Here is a 21,293-nt window from a genome sequence, read left to right on the forward strand (position 1 = left end):
CAAGACTAGGAAGACAAGGAAGGAAAGTGGACAAGGAAGATTTTATACGGACAATGGTCTTTTAAGGGGCTATTTTTCTTACTAAAAATACAGACTTTGTACTGTTTTTCTCCCTTGTCACCTTGTCCACCTTGTCCACCTTGTCTTGTCCTTGTAAGGGGAGGGGACTGGATTTTATTGTTTCGGTGTGTCCCCCATTCCCTATTCCCCATTCCCTATTCCCCATTCCCTGTTCCCTGTTCCCTGTTCCCTGTTCCCTAAGATAAAAATTACCTGTTGAAAACTTTTCAAACAACCTCTAAGGGTGAAGAAAACAGAATCTGCTCATATTCACTTAATGCCCGCTCAAATGTATATTTTTTTTCATATAGTTGACGCGCTCTTTCACCCATGAGTTTAACTTTTTCTTGGTTACTTTGTAGTTGACGAATTATATCAGCAAGGTACTGAGGATGATTAGGGGGAATATTAATCCCACAACCTGAATTACTTAATAGCTGGTCTATATATGAATTTGATACCGATATAGATATAATTCCGCGCCCTGCTGCTAGCATTCCGTAAAGTTTTGAGGGTGCAACTATGTATTCTGCACCTGGTATGAGGCTAACTAAGGAAATATCACAAGCTGTTAATGATAGAGGTAATAGTTCTCGCGGTTGGTATGGTAGTATAAGAATGTTTTGGAGATGCTCGGCATCAATAGCTTGTTTAACTATCTGAGTTTTGGCACCATCACCAATAAATACAAATCTCATCGGTTCATCTCTAAGTATTTTTGCAGCTTCCGTTATAGTTTCAATATCATGCATTCTCCCCAAATTACCTGAATATAAAACGGTAAATATTTGCTGAAGCTGATGCTGTTGAGCAAAGTGATTTTCCTGTTTCTTGATAATAGGAATATCTGTAATAGACCAGTTTTCAATTATTTTAATCTTAGATTTGAAACCAGGATATTTTTTGTCTATAAATTCCTGCATTGATGTGGTGAGAACAATGATATTTTGAGCATATTTATAGGTAAAATACATGACTTTGCTCAAAAAATTATATATGATGCTGTTTTCCTTGATTATTCCAGACATTGCAGCTGATTCGGGAAAGATATCTTGCAGGAGAAAATAATATTTACCCCGATGGATAATTTTAAAACATATACCTAAAACACCAGCGTAGGGGGGGTTAGAAGCAATTAACAGGGGGGTACTAGGGGGTACTTGAAATATCACATACCATAAAGCACCCAGGAGGAAAAATATTGAACTGGCAATTTTACTGTAAATGCTGGTGCTGGATTTAATGGGGGAGAAGGCACGGTTAATGTTAAGATTTAGTGATTCTGGGGTGGTTTGTTTTGCTTGGGTTCCTGTGAATATATTAACAGTGTATCCCCGGTGGGACAGTCCCTTAGCTAAGTCTGTAATTAGCTGAGAGGTGGCACCTTGATGGGGGTAGAAATATTGGGTAAGAATAGCGATTTGTTTCATGATTATATTTAATCTGGATACCAAAGAACTCAGAAATTTAATATTTAATATTAATTGCCATATTTTCAACGATGTAATTACTAGAGAAAATTTCAAACCATGAGGGCTGTTAATTTATCAATGAATGAATCATTAGCCTCAGCTTGAAATAAATCTTTAACCTTTTCTAATTCTGAAATATCTTTATTCCACCATTTTATAGACAATAATTTCTGCATATTTTCTTCCGAAAATCTATATCTAATTATTTTTGTAGGAGAACCTACTGCAATGGCAAAAGGTGGAATGTCCTTAGTGACAACAGCATTAGCACCAATGATGGCACCATCTCCAATAGTAAGGCCATCAAGTATAACAACGTTGACTCCTATCCAGACATCATTACCAATAGTTGTTCTTTCAAATTCCGTGAACTTTTGCGATTTTACAAACAATTTTTTTAAAGGGTTATTGAGAGAATAAAATATTGGTGATGTTGAGATGAAATTTGCCGGATGTTTGCCCAAACCAATTTTTACACCACGAGCAATTGAAGAGTAATTACCTATCTGACAATTGTTAATTATACATCCGTAAGATATATAAGTATAGGCTCCAATTTGGGTGTCACTTACTTTAGTAAAAGGATATATACGGCTATATCGACCTAACTTAGAATTTAAAAAGGAGGAAAAAATTGATATTTGCTGTATGTATTTAATTTTTTCGGTATTTATCAAAGATTTCACAAATTTTACAGCCATATGATACCTTAATAAATTAGTGTTTGTGGTGATTCAAAATAGATCAAACTTGAGATAATCAGACTATTCAAACAAAGTAATTGCGAACAGCTAAGGCACATTTACGAAGTTTTACAGTCCAACTAGGGAGCAAGAATTTTTTCAGGATTTTGACCCATTTGGGCTGTAAAGTTCTGAGATATTTTTTAATAAGCTTAAATTTTTCTTCGTTGATTTGAATATCATCTGGTAGTGTAAATTGATTCAATTGTTGATACTGAATCTGTTTTAAACGTTGATTTACGTACCAAGACCCATGTGTACCACTACCATCTAAACCGATATTAGTAATGTAACTGTTTGGGGGATATAGTACATATCCATTATGTTTGAAAACACTCAAATACCAGCGAACTGCCCAAGAATCTATTTTGCCAGACATTTGTTGATTTAGCATATCAAAAAAACCGTAGTTATCATCTAAATCAAAACGCGATCGCATATTCTTATCAGTCTTTAATACTTCCCATCCAGTACTTTGTGGGTCAAACTTTGACCAAGCCCTTTGCCATGTAGCCCATCCCCAAGAATATATGAAGGGTAGAAATAGGGCTTCAGTTTCCGGTATTAACTCTGGAATTGGAAACATATATCCAGAAACTTGCATTACGGAGTCTTGATCTTGGTACTTATCTAAAGCGGTGTTTAAGAATGTTAAGAACTCAGGCGCTACTACTAAATCGTCTTCTAGAACTATTACACGACCATATATTTCACATATATGACTGACTCCAGCAATAATTGAATTTGCTAGACCCTTATTTTCTGAAGATTCTATAATCTTGGCTTTTTCATTTAATAAAGAGTGAACTAATTCACGAGTTTGATTTACCTTTTCTCTATCTTCTTCTTTTTTCACACCATCACAAAAAACATAGAGGGGACTATCAGCAAACTCAGGACACTGGATAAGACTTTCTAATGTACGGCGAGTATGCTCAGGACGCTTATAGACAAAAACTGCAATGGGAGAATAATTCATAGTTTAAACCAAATCAAGGTACGAGTTAAAATTGCTATTGTTCGGGGACTGTATTTAACTTCTTCCAACCACAAATGGCGAAGAATAAATACCAAAACATATATGAATTGTATAAAGAACCAGAAAACATACCAGCAATAGCATACTGAATATAAATAATCCCTAACCATCCCCATGGATTATTTTCATACATAATTATTCTTAATGCTTTGATGGCGGCATAAATATAAAGTATCAGAAATAAAAATCCGCCTACAACCCCAGTGGCAAGAAATGCTTCAAGTATTATGTTATGTGGATATCCTACACCAGGTAGTTCTAAACCATAGCCAAATATTGGATGTTTGGCAATAAGTTCAATAGCCGTCTGATATAGTTCTGGGCGTTGTACAAATCTTGAACTATCAAAATCATTAGCAGTAGAAGAAAAACGTTCTATTAAACTACTACCCGAATCCAATGCAAATGAAAGGGCAAGATTTGCAAAAACTATCAACATTATAATGACACCCATTTTTTTCCATACATTACCTTTTGACTTTTGTACAGAAATTCTAATTAAATATAAAATAAAGCAGAAACTAACCGCTATAACTGGACCCCTGGAAGAAGCGAAAAAGAGTAATATCAAACCGATGAATGAAAATAATATATAGAAATTTTGGGTAAGTTTATTCTTGGTATATTCTTGATTAAGTAAAATGTAGAGACTGATTAATAATAGTGAGCCACCTTGGTGTCCCAAGGAAATTGGATTTAATGCTTCCCTGGCCAATCTCCCCTGTGCGACAAATGTTCCACTGGCTTGTTCTTGTAAAATGAGAGGTATTGCTAAAATTGAGGCGATCGCTAATAAGAGCCAAGATAAATATAAATATTTTTGGGAATGCTTAAAATCTAAAAATATAAATGTTATCCCTGGTATTAAGCACATACCAAACCAAAATAACAAGTATTCACTAGGTTCTCGAAATATATCTTGGTATAGCACATCATGGACTAGTCTTAAGGAGTAGAAAAAAATATATATAAAAACAAAATACAGTAATGATATTTTACCTGGATTACTTGTTTTTTGATGATTATTATGATTAATATTAGTTAAAAATACTAGTATACTCAGTAAAAATATAAATGCCCTATAAGGTAAAGTCAGCAACCGCGAAGTTGAGCCATCGTAAATAAAAGAGGCAATTATTCCATACCCAAATAAAGCTATTGAGAATAATAATATTTTTAATTTCAAGTAAAATGGGGAAAATAAAATAGATGTATGTATATTCATATTTTCTTAACCTATAAAAAATCAGTTTTTATTTCTGTACAAATATTTTGAAATAAAGTATGGGAAAAATTATCTACAGAATTTTGTTCTACAAAATCATTGATGAGTTTTAAGTCAAAAATATCTGCTGGTTTTTTGTGATTATCAATAAAATAGGTCATGCTATTAGCAATTGCTTCATGTGATGTTGAATCTACAGGTATACCCAGTTTATTTTGGCGTACTAACTGACCCATCAAACCATAATTAGATGCCAATACGGGCTTTTTTGCCGCAGCAGCCAGTAATAATATTCCACTCATTCCCACGTGTTTTTGGTAAGGAGCTAGGATAACATCTGATAGTTGGAAATAGAGGTGGACTTGTTCTTCTACAATGAATTTATCACAGGTAATTATTTCTATAGGCAAAGACTGAGAAATTATTTCTATTTGACTTTGTACTAATAATTTATCTTTTTGTACTATAGAACCCACCAGTAATAAACATATCTTTTGACAAACTTCTTCAGGTAAAATCTTAATAGCATCTAGTAATTTATAGATACCTTTACGACTAGTTATTTTACCGAATAGAAGAAATATCTTTTTATCTTTACCAATACCAATCTCTTGGCGCAGTACCTCGATTTTCTCTTGTTCAGAATTATATGTTTTTACAGGGTCAGCTAAATTAATAATCTTGGCGTGAGAGTGAAGTTTTTTAATATATTGAGTAGCTAAGTTGTCCAAGGAAAATAAACAGTGAAACTGGGGGTTATTTAAAACTCTATGCAAAATTAATTTTTGTCGCCACCCTCGAAATATATCTTGTACAGAAAAGGTGTAGTCATTAAAATCTTTGTAATGAAATGTAGGCCTAAAATAAATCCCAGAGAATGGACAAGGAGACTGTTCTCCTAAAGCTATAGGTAATTGCAGAGTATCCAAATACATTAATAAACAGTGTGTTGCTTGCAGAACTCTTGCATATTGACAATATAATTTCCACTCTCTAAATATTTTATGCAATAAAGAACCTGCATTAAGCAGATGGGCATATTCTTCTACAGTTATGGATATAAATCTAATTTGTGATTGATTTCTCTTAATGGGAATTTCCACAACATCAGCATGTTCATCTATAAATTTAGGCGATACAACAATATCTAGGTTAATTGGCAACTTTTGATCGCAGCAATAATTCACTAGATGGCGAATATAACTTGGGTGATGTCCTCCCGTTTTCAAATCAAAAAGCAGTATACAGGGACTGGGATTGACTTTATTAACATTCGCATATAAACTTTGATCTAAATTGCCTATTGACATGATTTTTTACCCCTCTTTTCAAACATCTTCTAAGCTGTACATCTACCAGTTAATTTTCACAAACATGTTTATATATTGATAAATAACTGTTAGCCTGTACTTCTAAACTAAAGTTCCGCTCAACTTTTTCCCGAGCCTTATTACTTAAATTTATTAATCTTTCTTTGTCCTCTAATACCCAAGTAATTCCTTGAGCTAAGTCATCCACATCAAAAGGTTTAGCCAAGTAGCCATTATGTTGATGATCGATAATATCTTTTAAACCGGTGATGTCGAAAGCAACAACTGGTGTACCACAAGCTAATGACTCAGATGCAGTTTGTCCAAAAGCCTCTTGAATAGATGGTACTATCATCACATCTGCGGCTGAATATACTAATGCTAGTCCTATATCATCATGTAAACGTCCTAAGTAGTGTGTTTTGAACCCAAAATTGGGAACCTGTGAAGGTTGAGATGCACCAAAAATAACCAATTCTATATTGTTGGAGTTGTGCTCTTGGCTCAACTTCTGTATAGCAGGTTTAAGTAAATGAAAACCTTTGCGTTTATTAACTGTGGAGTTAATAGCGCCAAATAATATCAGATGTTTATCTAATGGTAAATTGAGGGACTTTCTAGCCATTGTTTTATCAATGGGTTTGTAAACTTGAGTATTTAACCCATTGGGTATAACTTCAATTCTTAAGTTCTGGAATAAAAGACTTTTTCTAGCACAGTCAGCCAACCAACGACTAGGGGTGACTATAGTTAAATTTAGATTAGACCATGCTTTGGCTTTCCTCTGCAAAATCCATTGAGTAATATCACCTTTTCTATGACTTCCTAGTTGTGGGCAAGCACCACAGGACATTGTATATTTATCACAATCCTCACTATAGTGACACCCCCCTGTAAATGCCCACATATCATGTAGTGTCCAAACTATGGGTTTTTTCAACTTCCCAAGTGTTTCTATTTGCATATAACCGTTATTAACCCAATGTAAATGAATTACGTCAGGATTAATTTCAACTACTTTTGCTCCTAGTTGATCAGGTAACCACTGTAAGGAGAACATTAAATTGTGACTAGGGGAATAGGTTTTTAGGGGTAGGGAGTCTAACGCTCCTGCTATTTTTATCCATGCTTTACCTAGTTTATTATTTGTTCCTAAAACTGTAATATCATCACTAGTCTTATTTCCCACGAGCATTGTGGAATCAATATTTATTTGTTTTAGCCCTTGATGTAGCCGATAAGCTGCACGAGCAGCACCTCCGTTTATATCCATTGTATTAACGATTAGTGGTTTAATCATCTATAAATCTCCGCTTATAGGTTGATATAATTACCTTTATTTTTAATCATTTAAAACTAAAACTTCCTCCACTGCTTTTCTAGCAGAGTTAGCAACAGATAATTCATCAGGTAAATTACCAACTGCAAGCATCATTATTACGGTTTCAGATTCTTTAATACCTGCATCTTTTCTCAGAAGCTTATCTGTTTGGTGACTCACGCACCAATTTAAACAACAACTTCCAAGTCCCAATGAATGCAAAGCATAAATTAGAGACATTGCGAATAAACCACCATCTACAAAGCACTGATTTCTCTCTGAGGAACCTGTAAAATAATTGAGGTCTGAAGTAATTATTAATACTTTATCAGCATACTCTCCAAAGCCTCGGTTACCATTCTGATGGCTCAAAATTTTATTTTTAATTTCTTCATGACTGTAAACATGAACTTTCCAAGTTTGTCGATTACAAACAGATGGAGTTTTTATAGCAATTGAAACCGCCTCTTTGATCAACTTTATATCTACATCACCATTAGCAAAATTTCTAATACTGTGTCTACTATTGACAAAATCTTGAAAATTTATCAAAGCACTTTTATGAATATGTGCTTTTTTAATTTCAATTGTACCTCCCTCTGATAAATATTCATTATTAACCGATTTCTCATCTTTAATTTGAATTATTTTCTGGTAAAGTTGTTCATGATTACAATTATAACTCAGATTAAATTTGTAATAAGAATATAAAACATTAATAGCTACCTCAGTTACTTCATCTAACCCATAATTTTCTTGATAGTGTTTAAGTAGTAATAGTAAATTATGTACTACATTCGCTCCAAAACCAGGACGGGGATTCTTTAAAGATAGCCCTTTTTCTATTACATGATAGTGAGCAATAATTCTCCCTTGCAGCATAGTCTTTGTTGTATAGGGATTATTTGTTGCAGATAATTTGAAAAATCTTTGCAGATCATAATAATAATCAAAGGTTAAATTTACTCTGAATTTAAGCATTTGATATTGGGTAATTAGTTTTTGCAGGAGAGGATTCTTAATCATAATACTTTTGAAAAAATGAGCTATTCTAATGCTTTATAAAGCAAATAATCCTGAGAATATTCAATGTGCTTCTTTAATTCGTTCTTTTCCGAATCAGTCATAATGTATGATGATAACTTATGGTCATCACTTATTTTTATTGTGCTCTGGTCTGTTTCTGTTAAACTTAACATCCTCCGTTTTAAATTTAACATACTTAACAAATCATTTATCTTAACTGATTTACTGTGCTGCTCAAAAACAAGAAATGGTTTGTTAAAAATCAAAGAAAATATTACACCATGATAAAACTTAGTAACCACAAAACTAGCTTGACTGAAAAACCCTAACCATTTTTCTGGACTGATATCAAATAAATCTAATTTCCCAAACTTTGTAAAGTTATTTGAAGCTATAGAAATGATTTCTAAACCTTCCTTATCCGCTAACATTTTGACATATTCAGCTTCACTTCTCGTTAACGAACCATATACAAGTAAATATTTATTCTTTATGTTAGGGTAAATTATAACATCTTCATAATTGATTAGAAAGGTTGGATCAATAACTTTTTCTGCATGAAAACCACATTGGTTAACTAATTTGACGCTATTACTATCTCTCACTGAAATAGCATGAAATTCTTTAAATATTTGAGATATTTCTGGCTGATCAATGCCCAGAAATTTTGTAGATCCAAAACTCGCAGCATAACTGAGTTTAAGAGTTCGTTGATTCCTTACAAAGTCTAGGAAATAAGCTTTGTCTAACCCTCTTAAATTGATATTCCAAATCTCATCACTACCACAAATAATATAATCATATGAATGATTATATTGTGTCAAGCTATCAAGATTATAAAATCTGCCCGGACTCAATTTAATATATTTATCTATGAAATTATTCATATTCCATTTTCTTTTTATTCCGCCTAGGGGATTTAAAAGAAAATATTTAGATAAGTATAAATATCTTTTTTCTTCCCAGCTAACTGATTCTGGTCGATAATCAATTACTTCTACTTCATATCCCTTGTTTTTTAAAAATTTAAACATGGCATATGTCTGTAAGACTGCTCCATAGTTAATTGTATGATGATAGGTGATGATTCCAATTTTAATTGACATACTATCTCCTAAGGTAAATATGATTTTTCTATTTATTAAAAAAGTAGAATGCTTGAATTTGTAATTTAAATATTTTTCTCGTTTTGAGATTAATGCTATGAGATAAAAAACTAGCAATTGCATAAGAAATTACAGTGGCGATCGCCGCACCTACTCCAGCATAAGCTGGAATTAGAAAGAGATTTAAAAATATATTGGTAACTGCCCCAATCAAGTTTCTCTGGAAAGCCAAATGGGTAAAACCCTCGGCTACAAACCAAATTCCTGTAGCAATTCCCATAGATACAAATACAGCAGCCCAGATATGAATTGCTAATATTGAACCTGCTGCTAAATAGCTATTACCAAAAAGTATTGTAATTATTCTGTTTGACAGAAATGTCATTGGTAGAGCAACAAAAATAGAAATTAGCACTAGTAAACGAAGTAATTGTTGAATTTTTTGATAATAAACTTCTTCGCTTATATCTTTAGCGGCATAAATTCTTGGAGCAACCGAAGAAGCGATCGCCATGGGAATGAAATACCAAACTTCAGAAATACGGGTGGCTGCTGAATACAAACCCACAGCGGTAGTATCAACCATTTCCCCCAACATAATCTGGTCAATTTTCATATAAATCATGATGGTTAAACCAGATAACATCAAAGGCCAACTTTCTTTCAATAAAGTCTTAGCAAGTGTCAGACTCCAACGCCAGAATATTGAATAACCCTTAAACCTATAAACAATTATTAAACCTACGGTACCCAGTGCAACTTCTGCTAATGTAGCCCAAGCAAAAGCAACTAACGGCGCTTGCATTTTAATCAAAGCAACTTTCACCAGTGCTGTAATAATAAATGCCGTATTCCTGGCAACTACAGTATATTTAGACTGTATTTGAGACTGAAACCAATAGTCAATGGCATCAAAGGCTTGAAAAATTCCCGCCGTTGCTAAAATTGCCACTATCCCCACAGTTAACTGGTCATCGTGACGCAATACAAAAATAGAGCTAACTGCTAAGAATATAGATGCTATTGCACCAGCTAACTTGAGCCAAAAAGTCGTCCCTAAAATTTGGTCTTTAATTCCTGGCTCACGCACAATAGAACGGATTATTAACCCATCTAAACCCAGCTTTGTTAAGGGATTGAATAAGGCAACAATAGCAGTAGCATAGTTCAAGATGCCAAACTTTTCTACTCCTAAATAACGCGCCACCCAAACACCTACAAATAACCCCACACCCATGCGCAGAATGCGATCAAAAAATAGCCACGCTACATTTTGAATAATTGCTAATTTTCCAGAGGCTTTTTCCTGCCATGAGAACAGACTTTTTGTATATTTGTCTAGCATTTGGCTTCAGTCTCCCGAAAATTAACCCGAAAATTAAATTTAATCTACAAGAGTATTACTTTTTCTAATCAGGAACTGCTAAAGTCTGGCGTTCATCCGCGTAAAGTCACCCATAGAACCATGAACTTGAGAATCAATCAGCCCTGTTACTTGTTGCCATAGTTCCCTGGGAGCTAAAGAAATCTCGTATCTCCCATCATCAAAGTGACGGATATAATACCAGTTTCTTTGCTGACACTCTTGACACCAAAAAGCCTCTAACCACTCGGCTTTGATGGGAACTGTTCTATATTTGCTTATTAATAAAGACCCAGTCCGCCGACTTAAAAATTTATCAGCATCAATCCTATATTTTCGACTAACGCTATCAAGATCACAGCTATGAATAGGACAGTAAATAGCTCTGCGTTTTGACCGGTTCCGATTGCGATCGCACCTTCTGGTCAATTTGACCTCCTAATATATACAGCAGATAGTAAAGTTAGTTTTGGAGGGGTGAAACTTATTCAGATGGATTAACATCTAAATCGTGAAAAAAAGAATTTGATTAATTAATTTTTATATCTTATGCGTTCTCCATAAAAACACAATAGGTAATTTCAGGGAATTTTCAAAAACGTATTTCTACGGAATATCATCCGGTGATAGTATGAGGTAAGAATTTGTCAAAGGTTTTCCTAGGTTATGTTCCTATTTACAGAAGATTACCTAGTAGAAATTACGATTTATTGAACCATTTACCGGTTATTTCTTTGAATTGAGCCTCAATAGTATGGTTTTTGCCATCTCGGTTTTTATCATGATAGTTGTAATAATGATTGTAGGAGTAAGTACTATTGTTAGATACGCCATTTACCACCATGCCCAACACGGACAACCGCGAATTTTCTAACAGTGTCTTTGTAGTGATAATAGCATCAGAATTAACCACACCAGGACGGGCAACTAATAGTACTCCATCTGCCATTTTGCCGATAATTGAGGCATCAGCAATAAATCTCAAAGGTGGGGTGTCAATAATCACGCAATCATAATCTTGGGAAGCCTGTTGCAGTAACTGCTGCATCCGCTGTGAGTCTAATAGGGCGGCTGCATTAGGCGGTATAGTTCCAGCCGTTACCAAGTCTAGATTTACCATTACTTCGTGAGTGGTTTGTGCCAAAGTAGCTTGTCCCACTAAAATATTACTTAATCCCATCAAGTTAGGTTGTGTCCACACTTCATGTTGACGGGGACGGCGCATATCTGCATCAATTAATAGTACTCGCCGTCCCATTTGGGCAGTAGCCACTGCCAAATTAGCCGCCACAAAGGACTTACCCTCACCTGGTAGACAACTGCTGACCACAATTAGCTTGAGTTCCTGGTCGGAAAGGCTAAAACCAAGGTTGATTTGCAGCATTTCAAAGGCTGCATTCACCGATGAGTAGGGGTTATTGAGTACAGGTAATTCTGTTGTATTCTGCTCACGAGATAGCTTAGGAACGGTACCCAACAAAGGATAACCGAACAGTTCCTGGGCTTCTTCGGCTGTTTTCACAGACTTGTCCACAGCATCTAGTAATAAAGCGGCTGCAAAAGCCAAGAAAAATCCTAAAAATCCCCCTAGTGCCAAATTCAATTGAATACGAGGAGAAACGGATTTATCCGGCAATAAGGCCTGAGAAATAATTCTGGCATTACCAACATTCTGGTTTTCCACCACTTGCACTTCTTGGAATTTTGTCAGCATTTGTTCGTAGATGACTCTTGCCACTTGCAGCTGTCGTTGTAGCTGTAGTTGTTGTTGTTCCAGCTTGGGTAAGGTTCTCAGACGGGCTTCATCAGTGGTAAAAGCCTGGTTCAATACATTAACTTGATTCTCCAAACCCAGTCGTTCTACTTCTACTTGCACCAAATTAGCAGTTAAGGCTTGTTTGAGTTCTCCCATTTGTAAATTTTGCTCTGGAATTGGCTGTGAACTACCCAGGGTTTGGGTGACTCTTGCTTCTAACTGTGCCCTAAGAGCTTGTTCTTTCTCCAATAAGTTGACAACTGTGGGATGTTGTTCTGTTAACCTTGACCTTTCTACAGCCAACTGATCTTGAACCTGTTGGTATTCTGATAGCACTTGTTGTACTGCTGTTGACTGACTCAAGGTGTTAATTGCTGTAGCTTGCTGTGTATTCAATCCCAATTGATTTTGCAAAGCACCAGAACGGCTGTTAGCATCTACTAATCGCGCCCGCAGTAGAGTGATCTGGTTAGATATTTCATAGAGTCTTTCAACTCCTTGTTTAGCTTCTTCTTCTAAGAGTACAACCTGGTATTTTTCTTTAAACCGACGTAGTGCTAATTCCGCTTCTGCAACTTGTGCTTCAACCACGGGTAATTCCTTACTTAAAAATTCCCTTGCTGCTGTAGCTTGAGAACGGTTAGTCAGCACATTATTTTCTAGATAGGCGGACATTAATTGATTGACTACGGCTTCGGCTTCTTCAGGGTCAACACTCCGGTAGGAAATCTGCAAAACATCAGTACCTCGAACACTTTCTACTTTTAAGTTACTCCGGAAACTATTGATTCCTAAAGGTTCTCCATCTTGATTATTTAGCTGTAACTCAGAAATAGTTTTTTGAATTAGGGGGTGAGAGCGAATAATTTCAGCTTGGGTGTCCAAAGGGTTGGAACCAATTCCCACACCACTGAGTTCTCCCAGGCTCTCACTCACACCTGTCAGGGAAGAAATACTATTTTGCTTATCAAAAATCAGCTGACCTTCGGCTTGATAAATCGGCTTTTGACTAAAAGTCACGAACGCTGTCAGTCCAAAAACAGACCCGATAATTGTTGCTATCAGTAACCAACGTCTTTTTACAGTGAGCCAATACTTTTGTAAATTAATTTGGTCTTGGTCTTCTTGATAGTAAGGCATAGGTCAGTTAATACTCTATATATTGACACTAATAGAAATTTATTGCCTTATTTGTACGCATATTTAAAGGTGCAGTAGAAGATGACTATAGTTCAACTCATCTGATATCCTCTGATAATTGATCAACAACATTATGAATTATCCAATATTTTTACTGTCAATAACAAACGTAATTTTACCCGTTTCCCCAATGGCATAAATCACTGAATTTTTGTCATTTATCTACAAGTAATCAAGGTGATTTTACTGAATTTAGCCTAACCGCAATAATACTGATTTTTTATCCATAGTCCATAACAAAGTAAGGTGATTTTACTGATTTTTTAAACTTAAGTGATTTTGACGTAGAAGTGAGGAATCCAAATATATTAAGTTCTCCATGACACTAAATAACCATCAATACAAAAATAGCGGAGAGAAAAAGCGAGACTATTTTTTCTAATTAATCTAATGAAATTCAGTTGTGTATTCCTGAAAATCATGTCTTGGTTTTCGAGGAAGCATAATGTGTTTTTCTGAGAGATTTTGCCAGGTGAGTCTCGAATTATTACTGATTTACACATATGACTACGACTTTTATTATTGGCAGAAAAACTAAGAATTTATATCACATAGATAATATCCTCTGTGTACTACTGTTATTAGGGGATATTGTGGGTTTATCCTTAAGTTTATCCCTTTGCATCTGGTGGCAAGGAGGTGAATTTGACCCTATAATTTATTTATTTTTCTGCCTAATTCTCGCCGGTTTGTATTTAGCAAATACTTACCATCCAGAGAGCCAAATATCAGGTTTACGTTCTCCCTACCGGGTTTTGGTCAGTAATGCGTTTGTGGGCTGTATGGTGGCCTCTCTGATTTACTGTACTGGTGTTTGGGGAAAATATCTGGTTTTAGAACCAGGGATTTTACTCCCTAGTTTAGGGATATTTACCATCTGGGCTATAGGATTAAGAATATGGGGTTCAAACTGGGCGCGATCGCAAGCTCAACAAAGACGTTGGCTAATTTTAGGTGCAAGTAAAAAAACCATTTTATTTGCGGAAACTTTTTTAGAACAGAGTTCATTAGGTCATCTGGTGATACTCACAACCGCCGAGCAGAACATTAATGAGTTAGGGAAAAGTAATCGAGTGTCTACCGGGAGCCTCAATGACCTACCCCAATGGAGTCAACAATCTTGGTCAGGGGTAATAGTAGGAACAGAATTATCTGATGCACATATACAGCAGTTAATCCAGTTACGTTTGTCTGGCGTCTCCATCTATGGGATTCCTGATATTTGTGAAACCTTGTGGTATAAACTTCCCTCATCTGTGCTTCAGGATAACTGGCTAGCTTTTGGTAATGGTTTTAATTTAGCAGCTGATAGCATCAGCCAAAAGCTCAAACGTATATTAGACATTATTCTGGCATGGTTATTACTGGCCTTTTTATCTCCGCTGATGTTACTAGTAATAGTAGCGATTAAGTTAGATAGTCCAGGGCCAGTGTTCTACACACAGATGCGAGCTGGTCTGGATGGAAAGCCCTTTAGAGTGTACAAATTCCGCTCTATGTATGAGGATGCGGAAAAACGGGGAGCGCAGTGGGCTAACGAGCAAGATCCGCGAATTACTAGAGTAGGACGCTGGTTACGCCTGATCAGAATCGATGAACTACCACAAATTTTAAACGTCCTCCGGGGAGAAATGAGCCTGATTGGGCCGCGTCCAGAAAGACCAGAATTTGATGTCAAGTTACGACAAGAAATTCCCTACTATGACTTACGTTATGTTGTCAAACCGGGAATTACAGGCTGGGCCCAGGTGATGTACCCCTACGGCGCATCAGTGGAGGATGCTAGGGAAAAACTAGCTTATGACCTCTACTACATCAAGAATTATTCTCTGGCTTTAGATTTAGCAATCTTTTTCAAAACCATTCGGGTAGTACTACTAGGTAAAGGCAGATGAATCAAAAAGTCTTAGTCACTGGGGGAGCAGGATACATTGGCTCTCATGTAGTTCGTCAGTTGGGAGAAGCAGGTTATGATGTTGTCGTCTATGACAATTGTTCTACGGGTTCACCTCAAGCAGTATTACATGGTGAGTTAATTATTGGTGACTTAAAAGATTCAGAACACCTGTGGCGGGTATTTTCTCAGCACCAATTTACTGCGGTTTTACACTTTGCTGCCAGTCTGAGTGTACCCGAATCTGTTTGTTATCCCCTAGACTATTACGCTAACAATACTCGTAATACCCTGAATTTACTCCGTTGTTGCCACAACATGGGTGTAAAGCAAATTATCTTTTCTAGTACAGCCGCTGTTTATGGACAACCTGCAACAGTTCCCGTAACTGAATCTACGCCCACTGAACCGATTAACCCCTATGGACGTTCTAAGCTTGCTTGTGAGTGGCTGATTCGTGACTATGCCAAGGCTTCTGACTTACGTTACGTAATTTTACGATACTTTAATGTGGCAGGATCAGAACCTGGTGGACGATTGGGGCAGATGTTAAAAGATGCATCTCATTTGATTCGTGTTACCTGTGATGCTGCATTGCAACGGAGAGCAGGGGTGCAAATTTTTGGTACGGATTTTTCTACACCAGATGGAACGGCAATTAGAGATTATATTCATGTGGAAGACTTAGCTGCTGCACATTTAAATGCTTTGACTTATCTGGAGCAAGGTCACGATAGCCAGGTTCTCAATTGTGGTTATGGACAAGGATACAGTGTCCGTGAGGTTATTGAACGGGTGAAGGATATTTCTGGGGTGGATTTTCCTGTTCTGGAGGCAGAACGTCGCCTCGGTGACCCGGCTTGTGTGATTGCTAGTGCTGATAAAATTGGTAGGTTACTGGGTTGGCAACCAAAATATAATGACCTAGATGAAATTATTTCTACTACTCTGGCTTGGGAAAGGTGTCGTCGGGATTTGATTTCGGTGGTTGGTGTTGGTTGATATGGGTTTTTTGAAGGAGCTGGGGAATAGACAATAGAGATTGTCTATTCCTTGTTCTGGTTGTCTAATGTGCTACTAGTTGCTCTGTGCGCTTGGCTAGCATTTGCTTGGCTGTCTCCGCTGTTCTCTGGTTTTCCTGTTTGATATTTTGGAAGAATTGGACGAGTTCGCGATCGCCTGCTTGTTCGGCATCTTTGATATATGTTTCACAGCAGGCGGAACACTTGAGAGCGTGATATAATACGCTGATGAGGTTAAAGTGTTCGTCTTTGGTTCCTGTATGATACTTGTCAGTCATTTTCCTAACTCCTGGTTACAGTAGTTTCTAAGATAACTGTGGCTTTTACTGTTAACTCCTATCGGAGGAAAGAGTTATATTTTAGTTTCTATACCCCTACTGGCTGTCTAACTTGGGATTTCACCGCTTCTACAATGGCATCGGCATCGATTTTGGCAGCATGAAGTAGTTCTTCTGGTGTACCTGAACCTGGCATATCCCGCACCGCTAATTTAATTAATCGCAGTTGTGGCCCCTGATAAAAGGGAGTATTACTAGTACCAGCAAAGGCATCCAGGACTGCAGCACCTAATCCTCCTTCTATCCAGTGATCTTCGACAACGACTACATTACCTTTAGTATCCCGTGCGGCTTGGTGTAGTGTCTGCACATCTATGGGTTTGACTGAATAAGCATCGATAACGCGCACTGTGATCCCTTCTTTTTTTAGTCTGTTATAGGCTTTAATCGCTTCATGTACTGTAATACCTGCACCAATGACTGTTGCTTGGTCGCCCGGGGAACTGTGAATGGTTTTACTACCACCAATGGGGAATTGTTGGTGAGTATCATAGATGACTGGTGTACTTTCTCTGGTGGTGCGCAGGTAAACAATACCGTCGCGATCGCTCATTTGTGCCACTAATTTGGCTGTCTGATTGGCATCACTGGGATACAGTACGGTACTACTCCACACGGCTCGGAATGCTGCTAAATCTTCCAAGGCCATCTGTGAAGCCCCATCTTGACCAATGGATACCCCTGCATGAGAACCCACTAATTTAATGTTGGCACGAGAAACAGCGGCCATCCTGACAAAGTCGTAAGCACGAGTTAAGAAGGCGGCGAAGGTAGAAGCGAAGGGTTTGTATTTTCTCACCTGCAAGCCCACAGCAGCTGCTACCATTTGCTGTTCAGCAATGTACATCTCAAAGTACCGCTCAGGATAGGCTTCGGCGAAGTCTTCGGCATAAGTGGAATTACTCACCTCTGCATCAAGGGCAATAACATTGGGTTGGGCGGCTCCTAATGCTAATAACGCATCACCATAGGCTCGTCTTGTAGCAACTTTTGCACCTTTTTTATATGTGGGTAGTTGCAATGGTATGGCTTTACCAATGCTGGCTGGTTGTCTTTGTTCTTCTGGTTTATCTACCTCAATGATTATCTGCCGTTCTCCACCTAACTCGGCAATGGCCTGGGTTTGAGCATCAGGTTTTAGGGCTTTGCCATGCCACCCACCTAAGTCTTCTAGGGAGGCTACTCCTTTACCTTTGATGGTACGGGCAATAATTACGGTGGGTCGATCATTCACAGTTACAGCCGCGCTATATGCTTGATCTATCTCGGTTAAATTATGACCGTCAATTTCAATGGCTTGCCAGCCAAAGGCTCTAGCACGGTTGGCATAAGCTTGTGTATTCCATCCTAATTCGGTTTGACCCCTTTGACCGAGGCGATTGACATCAATAATGGCAATGAGATTGTCTAAGGTATAGTGTGCCGCATGATCAAAGGCCTCCCAAACTGACCCTTCGGCGCTTTCACTATCACCTAGTAGCACCCATGTATGATAGGGAAGTTGATCTAAATATTTACCTGCTAAAGCTATGCCAACACCAATGGCTAATCCTTGTCCTAAAGAACCTGTCGCTACATCCACCCAAGGTAAAGCAGGTGTGGGATGTCCTTCTAAACGACTGCCAAAATGCCGTAGCGATCGCAGTTCTTCATCGCTAATGACTCCCGCTGCCTTATACATACTATATAGTAATGGTGCTGCATGACCCTTGGAGAAAATCAAGCGGTCATTATTGGGATTTCCTGGGTGATCGAAGTCATAGCGGAGATACTTAGAGAGTAAAATCGCCATCAGATCCGCCGGCGACATGGACGAGGTAGGATGACCTGAACCAGCAATGGTGGTACTGCGAATACTGTCTACCCGCAATTGTTGTGCTAATTCATGCCATTGGTGCAGTTCCTCGTGTGTGGTCATAGTAGTTTTCCTAAATGAAAATACAGGTATCGGACTCCTATTTGATTTCTGAACAATTTCTGTTCCCTGTTCCCTTTCCTCACTGATAATTTCTCAACTCAAATAGGATGACTATAGTTACTAAAATTCGCCCAATTTTTGACTAAACTCCCTAACTTACTCGCAACAGAGTTTTGCCACTGTTCCACTGTTATGTAATCTTTAATTTTCTGTAGTGGTCAATCACCATACTGCACTCCTCCTGGCTTCACAATACACAGTCCCAGATGTCATAACTACTTTCTCAGGGAATAAATACCGGTTTTCACAATCTACCGCAAGCTATACATATATACTTGCACAGAGCTTTACCTTAACAGTATTGCAATTAAAAGGTACTAAAACATTAAAGCGATACCTTAAATACCAGATATCTGCATTATTTTTTAGAATTGACATATAAATTAATATAGTTTCTGCTTATATATTTGATTATTTTCTATGTATTTCCTACTAACCATAGCTTTATATCTATGGAAAGAATTTAATTTATTTAATATTTATTTAAAATTCTGGCTTGTAATTGCTTGATAAACCTGTAGACTATCTTTAAGGGTAACTCATAACTCATATAAGTTTTTCAGGTAATTAATTGTTACTCCCTTTGACCCAAGCCTTCTCTATGGGCGATGACTATTTAGTGATTCGTCGTAGGAAAGGTGAATTTTTTGCAACAAATTATACCTTTAATATGCAATTGACGAATACTATACATTTTAGAAACTTACAAGGGGATTTATTTGGCGGCCTAACTGCCGCCATCGTTTCCTTACCTCTAGCACTGGCATTCGGTGTCGCCTCTGGCGCCGGTCCTGTGGCTGGTCTTTATGGTGCGGTTTGCGTCGGCTTTTTCGCCGCCTTATTTGGTGGAACTCCAACTCTGATTTCTGAACCTACCGGGCCGATGACCGTCGTCATGACTGCTATTGTCAGTTCCATGATAGCGAGTAATGGAGAGCAGGTTGGCCTGGCAATGGCATTTACAGTAGTGATGCTGGCGGGGATATGTCAAATCTTATTCGGAGTATTCAAGCTGGGTAAATATATTACCCTCATGCCCTACAGTGTCATTTCTGGTTTCATGTCTGGCATTGGCGTGATCTTAATTCTGCTACAAATTGCACCCTTTTTGGGACAACCTAATCCTAAAGGTGGGGTTTTGGGAATGGTGCAAGCTTTGCCGGAACTGTTGAGCAAGATTAATCTTGCGGAAACCTCCTTGGGATGCATGACCTTGGCAATCATTTTCTTAATACCATCTAAATACAAGCGGTTTGCCCCACCACAATTAGTTGCTTTAGTAGTAGTCACAATAGTTTCCCTGGTATTTTTCGGCGATGTTAACATCAGAAGAATTGGGGAAATTCCCATGGGATTACCAACATTACAAATGCCTACCTTTAATGGATCACAAATTACTGTGATGCTGATTAATGGGGTAATGTTGGGGATGCTCGGCTGTATTGATACTTTATTAACTGCGGTAATTGCCGATAGTTTGACTCGTACAGAACACAAATCTGATAAGGAGTTAATTGGTCAAGGTATTGCTAACGTAGTATCTGGTTTATGTGGTGGGCTGCCTGGGGCGGGTGCTACCATGGGAACAGTGGTGAATATCCAAACCGGTGCTAAAACGGCTTTATCTGGTATAACTCGCGCCCTAATTCTACTGGTGGTAGTTTTGTGGGGATCTAGTTTAACTCAAAGCATCCCCATGGCAGTGTTGGCGGGTATTGCGCTCAAAGTCGGGATTGACATTCTTGACTGGAGCTTTTTAAAACGCGCTCATCATGTGTCCCTCAAAGGGGCGGTGATTATGTACGGTGTCATGTTCTTAACCGTATTTGTTGACTTAATTATTGCTGTGGGTGTGGGAGTGTTCATTGCCAACATTTTAACCATTGAACGTCTTTCGCAGTTACAAGCTCAGGATGTCAAAACCATTACCGATGCTGATGATGCCATTGTCTTGAACGATGAAGAGAAGGAATTATTTGATCAAGCTAATGGGCGGGTGGTCTTATTCTACCTCAGTGGACCGATGATCTTTGGAGTTTCTAAAGCGATCGCCCGGGAACATTCAGCAATGGCCGACTCGGACGTATTGATTTTAGATATCAGCGATGTGCCAATGTTGGGTGTAACCGCATCTTTAGCCATTGAAAATGCCATTAAAGATGCTTATGAGCAAGGTCGTAAAATCTTAATTGTTGGTGCATCTGGGAAAGTGAAACACCGCTTAGAAAAGCTGGGTGTTTTGAATTTCGTCTCCCGGGAGCATTGGTTCATGAATCGTGTCGAAGCACTTACCAGAGCTTTGGCTTTAGTAGATACCTATGCAGTCAGGGACAGCAACCCTACAAAATATCACTCCTGAGTAAATGAGGTTAATGGCTGCAAGTATGAAGGTTAATTATTTAACTAGATGTGTAAATTACTCGTTCTTGCAGTCATTTAT

The 21,293-nt window shown here is 37.7% G+C and carries 16 protein-coding genes; 3 read left to right on the forward strand and 13 right to left on the reverse strand.

Annotation, left to right across the window (positions count from 1 at the left end; translation table 11 throughout):
* Positions 1 to 287: 287 nt before the first annotated feature.
* The 11 genes from PN447_RS06410 to PN447_RS06460 form a co-directional block, all read right to left on the reverse strand.
* A complete protein-coding gene (locus PN447_RS06410; protein ID WP_271761766.1) occupies positions 288 to 1,490 on the reverse strand; it encodes a glycosyltransferase family 4 protein in 1,203 nt (400 codons plus the stop codon).
* Positions 1,491 to 1,582: 92 nt separating this feature from the next.
* A complete protein-coding gene (locus tag PN447_RS06415; protein WP_271761768.1) occupies positions 1,583 to 2,233 on the reverse strand; it encodes a CatB-related O-acetyltransferase in 651 nt (216 codons plus the stop codon).
* Positions 2,234 to 2,300: 67 nt separating this feature from the next.
* Positions 2,301 to 3,254, reverse strand: a complete 954-nt coding sequence (locus PN447_RS06420; protein WP_271761770.1) for a glycosyltransferase — start codon at positions 3,252 to 3,254, stop codon at positions 2,301 to 2,303.
* 34 nt (positions 3,255 to 3,288) lie between these two features.
* Positions 3,289 to 4,539 carry an O-antigen ligase family protein gene (locus tag PN447_RS06425; protein ID WP_271761771.1) on the reverse strand — a complete coding sequence of 417 codons (1,251 nt, stop codon included), beginning with the start codon at positions 4,537 to 4,539 and terminating at the stop codon, positions 3,289 to 3,291.
* Between the two features lie 11 nt (positions 4,540 to 4,550).
* Entirely contained in the window at positions 4,551 to 5,849 is a 1,299-nt protein-coding gene (locus PN447_RS06430) for a glycosyltransferase (protein ID WP_271761773.1), read from the reverse strand.
* A gap of 49 nt (positions 5,850 to 5,898) precedes the next feature.
* Complete coding sequence (locus PN447_RS06435) at positions 5,899 to 7,146, reverse strand: glycosyltransferase family 4 protein (protein WP_271761879.1); 1,248 nt, start codon at positions 7,144 to 7,146, stop codon at positions 5,899 to 5,901.
* A 45-nt stretch (positions 7,147 to 7,191) separates the two neighbouring features.
* Positions 7,192 to 8,196, reverse strand: coding sequence for a nitroreductase family protein (locus PN447_RS06440; RefSeq protein WP_271761775.1), 1,005 nt, complete (start codon positions 8,194 to 8,196; stop codon positions 7,192 to 7,194).
* 20 nt (positions 8,197 to 8,216) lie between these two features.
* Positions 8,217 to 9,302 carry a polysaccharide pyruvyl transferase family protein gene (locus tag PN447_RS06445; protein WP_271761777.1) on the reverse strand — a complete coding sequence of 362 codons (1,086 nt, stop codon included), beginning with the start codon at positions 9,300 to 9,302 and terminating at the stop codon, positions 8,217 to 8,219.
* Between the two features lie 28 nt (positions 9,303 to 9,330).
* Entirely contained in the window at positions 9,331 to 10,647 is a 1,317-nt protein-coding gene (locus PN447_RS06450; protein ID WP_271761779.1) for a flippase, read from the reverse strand.
* A 78-nt stretch (positions 10,648 to 10,725) separates the two neighbouring features.
* Positions 10,726 to 11,094 (reverse strand): hypothetical protein, encoded by a 369-nt coding sequence (locus tag PN447_RS06455; protein WP_271761780.1) that lies wholly within the window; start codon positions 11,092 to 11,094, stop codon positions 10,726 to 10,728.
* Between the two features lie 271 nt (positions 11,095 to 11,365).
* Positions 11,366 to 13,561, reverse strand: a complete 2,196-nt coding sequence (locus PN447_RS06460) for a GumC family protein (RefSeq protein ID WP_271761782.1) — start codon at positions 13,559 to 13,561, stop codon at positions 11,366 to 11,368.
* 563 nt (positions 13,562 to 14,124) lie between these two features.
* On the opposite strand from PN447_RS06460, the gene PN447_RS06465 reads away from it, so the two are divergent.
* Positions 14,125 to 15,516 (forward strand): sugar transferase, encoded by a 1,392-nt coding sequence (locus PN447_RS06465; protein WP_271761784.1) that lies wholly within the window; start codon positions 14,125 to 14,127, stop codon positions 15,514 to 15,516.
* Entirely contained in the window at positions 15,513 to 16,517 is a 1,005-nt protein-coding gene (gene galE, locus PN447_RS06470) for a UDP-glucose 4-epimerase GalE (RefSeq protein ID WP_271761786.1), read from the forward strand. The genes PN447_RS06465 and galE overlap by 4 nt, the downstream gene beginning before the upstream one ends.
* A 64-nt stretch (positions 16,518 to 16,581) precedes the next feature.
* On the opposite strand, the gene PN447_RS06475 is transcribed toward galE, so the two are convergent.
* Complete coding sequence (locus PN447_RS06475; protein ID WP_271761787.1) at positions 16,582 to 16,815, reverse strand: hypothetical protein; 234 nt, start codon at positions 16,813 to 16,815, stop codon at positions 16,582 to 16,584.
* A gap of 88 nt (positions 16,816 to 16,903) precedes the next feature.
* The gene (locus tag PN447_RS06480) at positions 16,904 to 18,793 is read right to left on the reverse strand and encodes a transketolase (RefSeq protein ID WP_271761788.1); all 1,890 of its coding nucleotides are present in this window, start codon (positions 18,791 to 18,793) and stop codon (positions 16,904 to 16,906) included.
* A 730-nt stretch (positions 18,794 to 19,523) separates the two neighbouring features.
* Here PN447_RS06480 and bicA point away from each other — a divergent pair.
* A complete protein-coding gene (bicA, locus tag PN447_RS06485) occupies positions 19,524 to 21,212 on the forward strand; it encodes a bicarbonate transporter BicA (protein WP_271761881.1) in 1,689 nt (562 codons plus the stop codon).
* Positions 21,213 to 21,293 lie beyond the last annotated feature (81 nt).

Source organism: Anabaena sp. CS-542/02, from assembly GCF_028331085.1.
Classification (GTDB): Bacteria; Cyanobacteriota; Cyanobacteriia; order Cyanobacteriales; family Nostocaceae; genus Anabaenopsis; species Anabaenopsis arnoldii.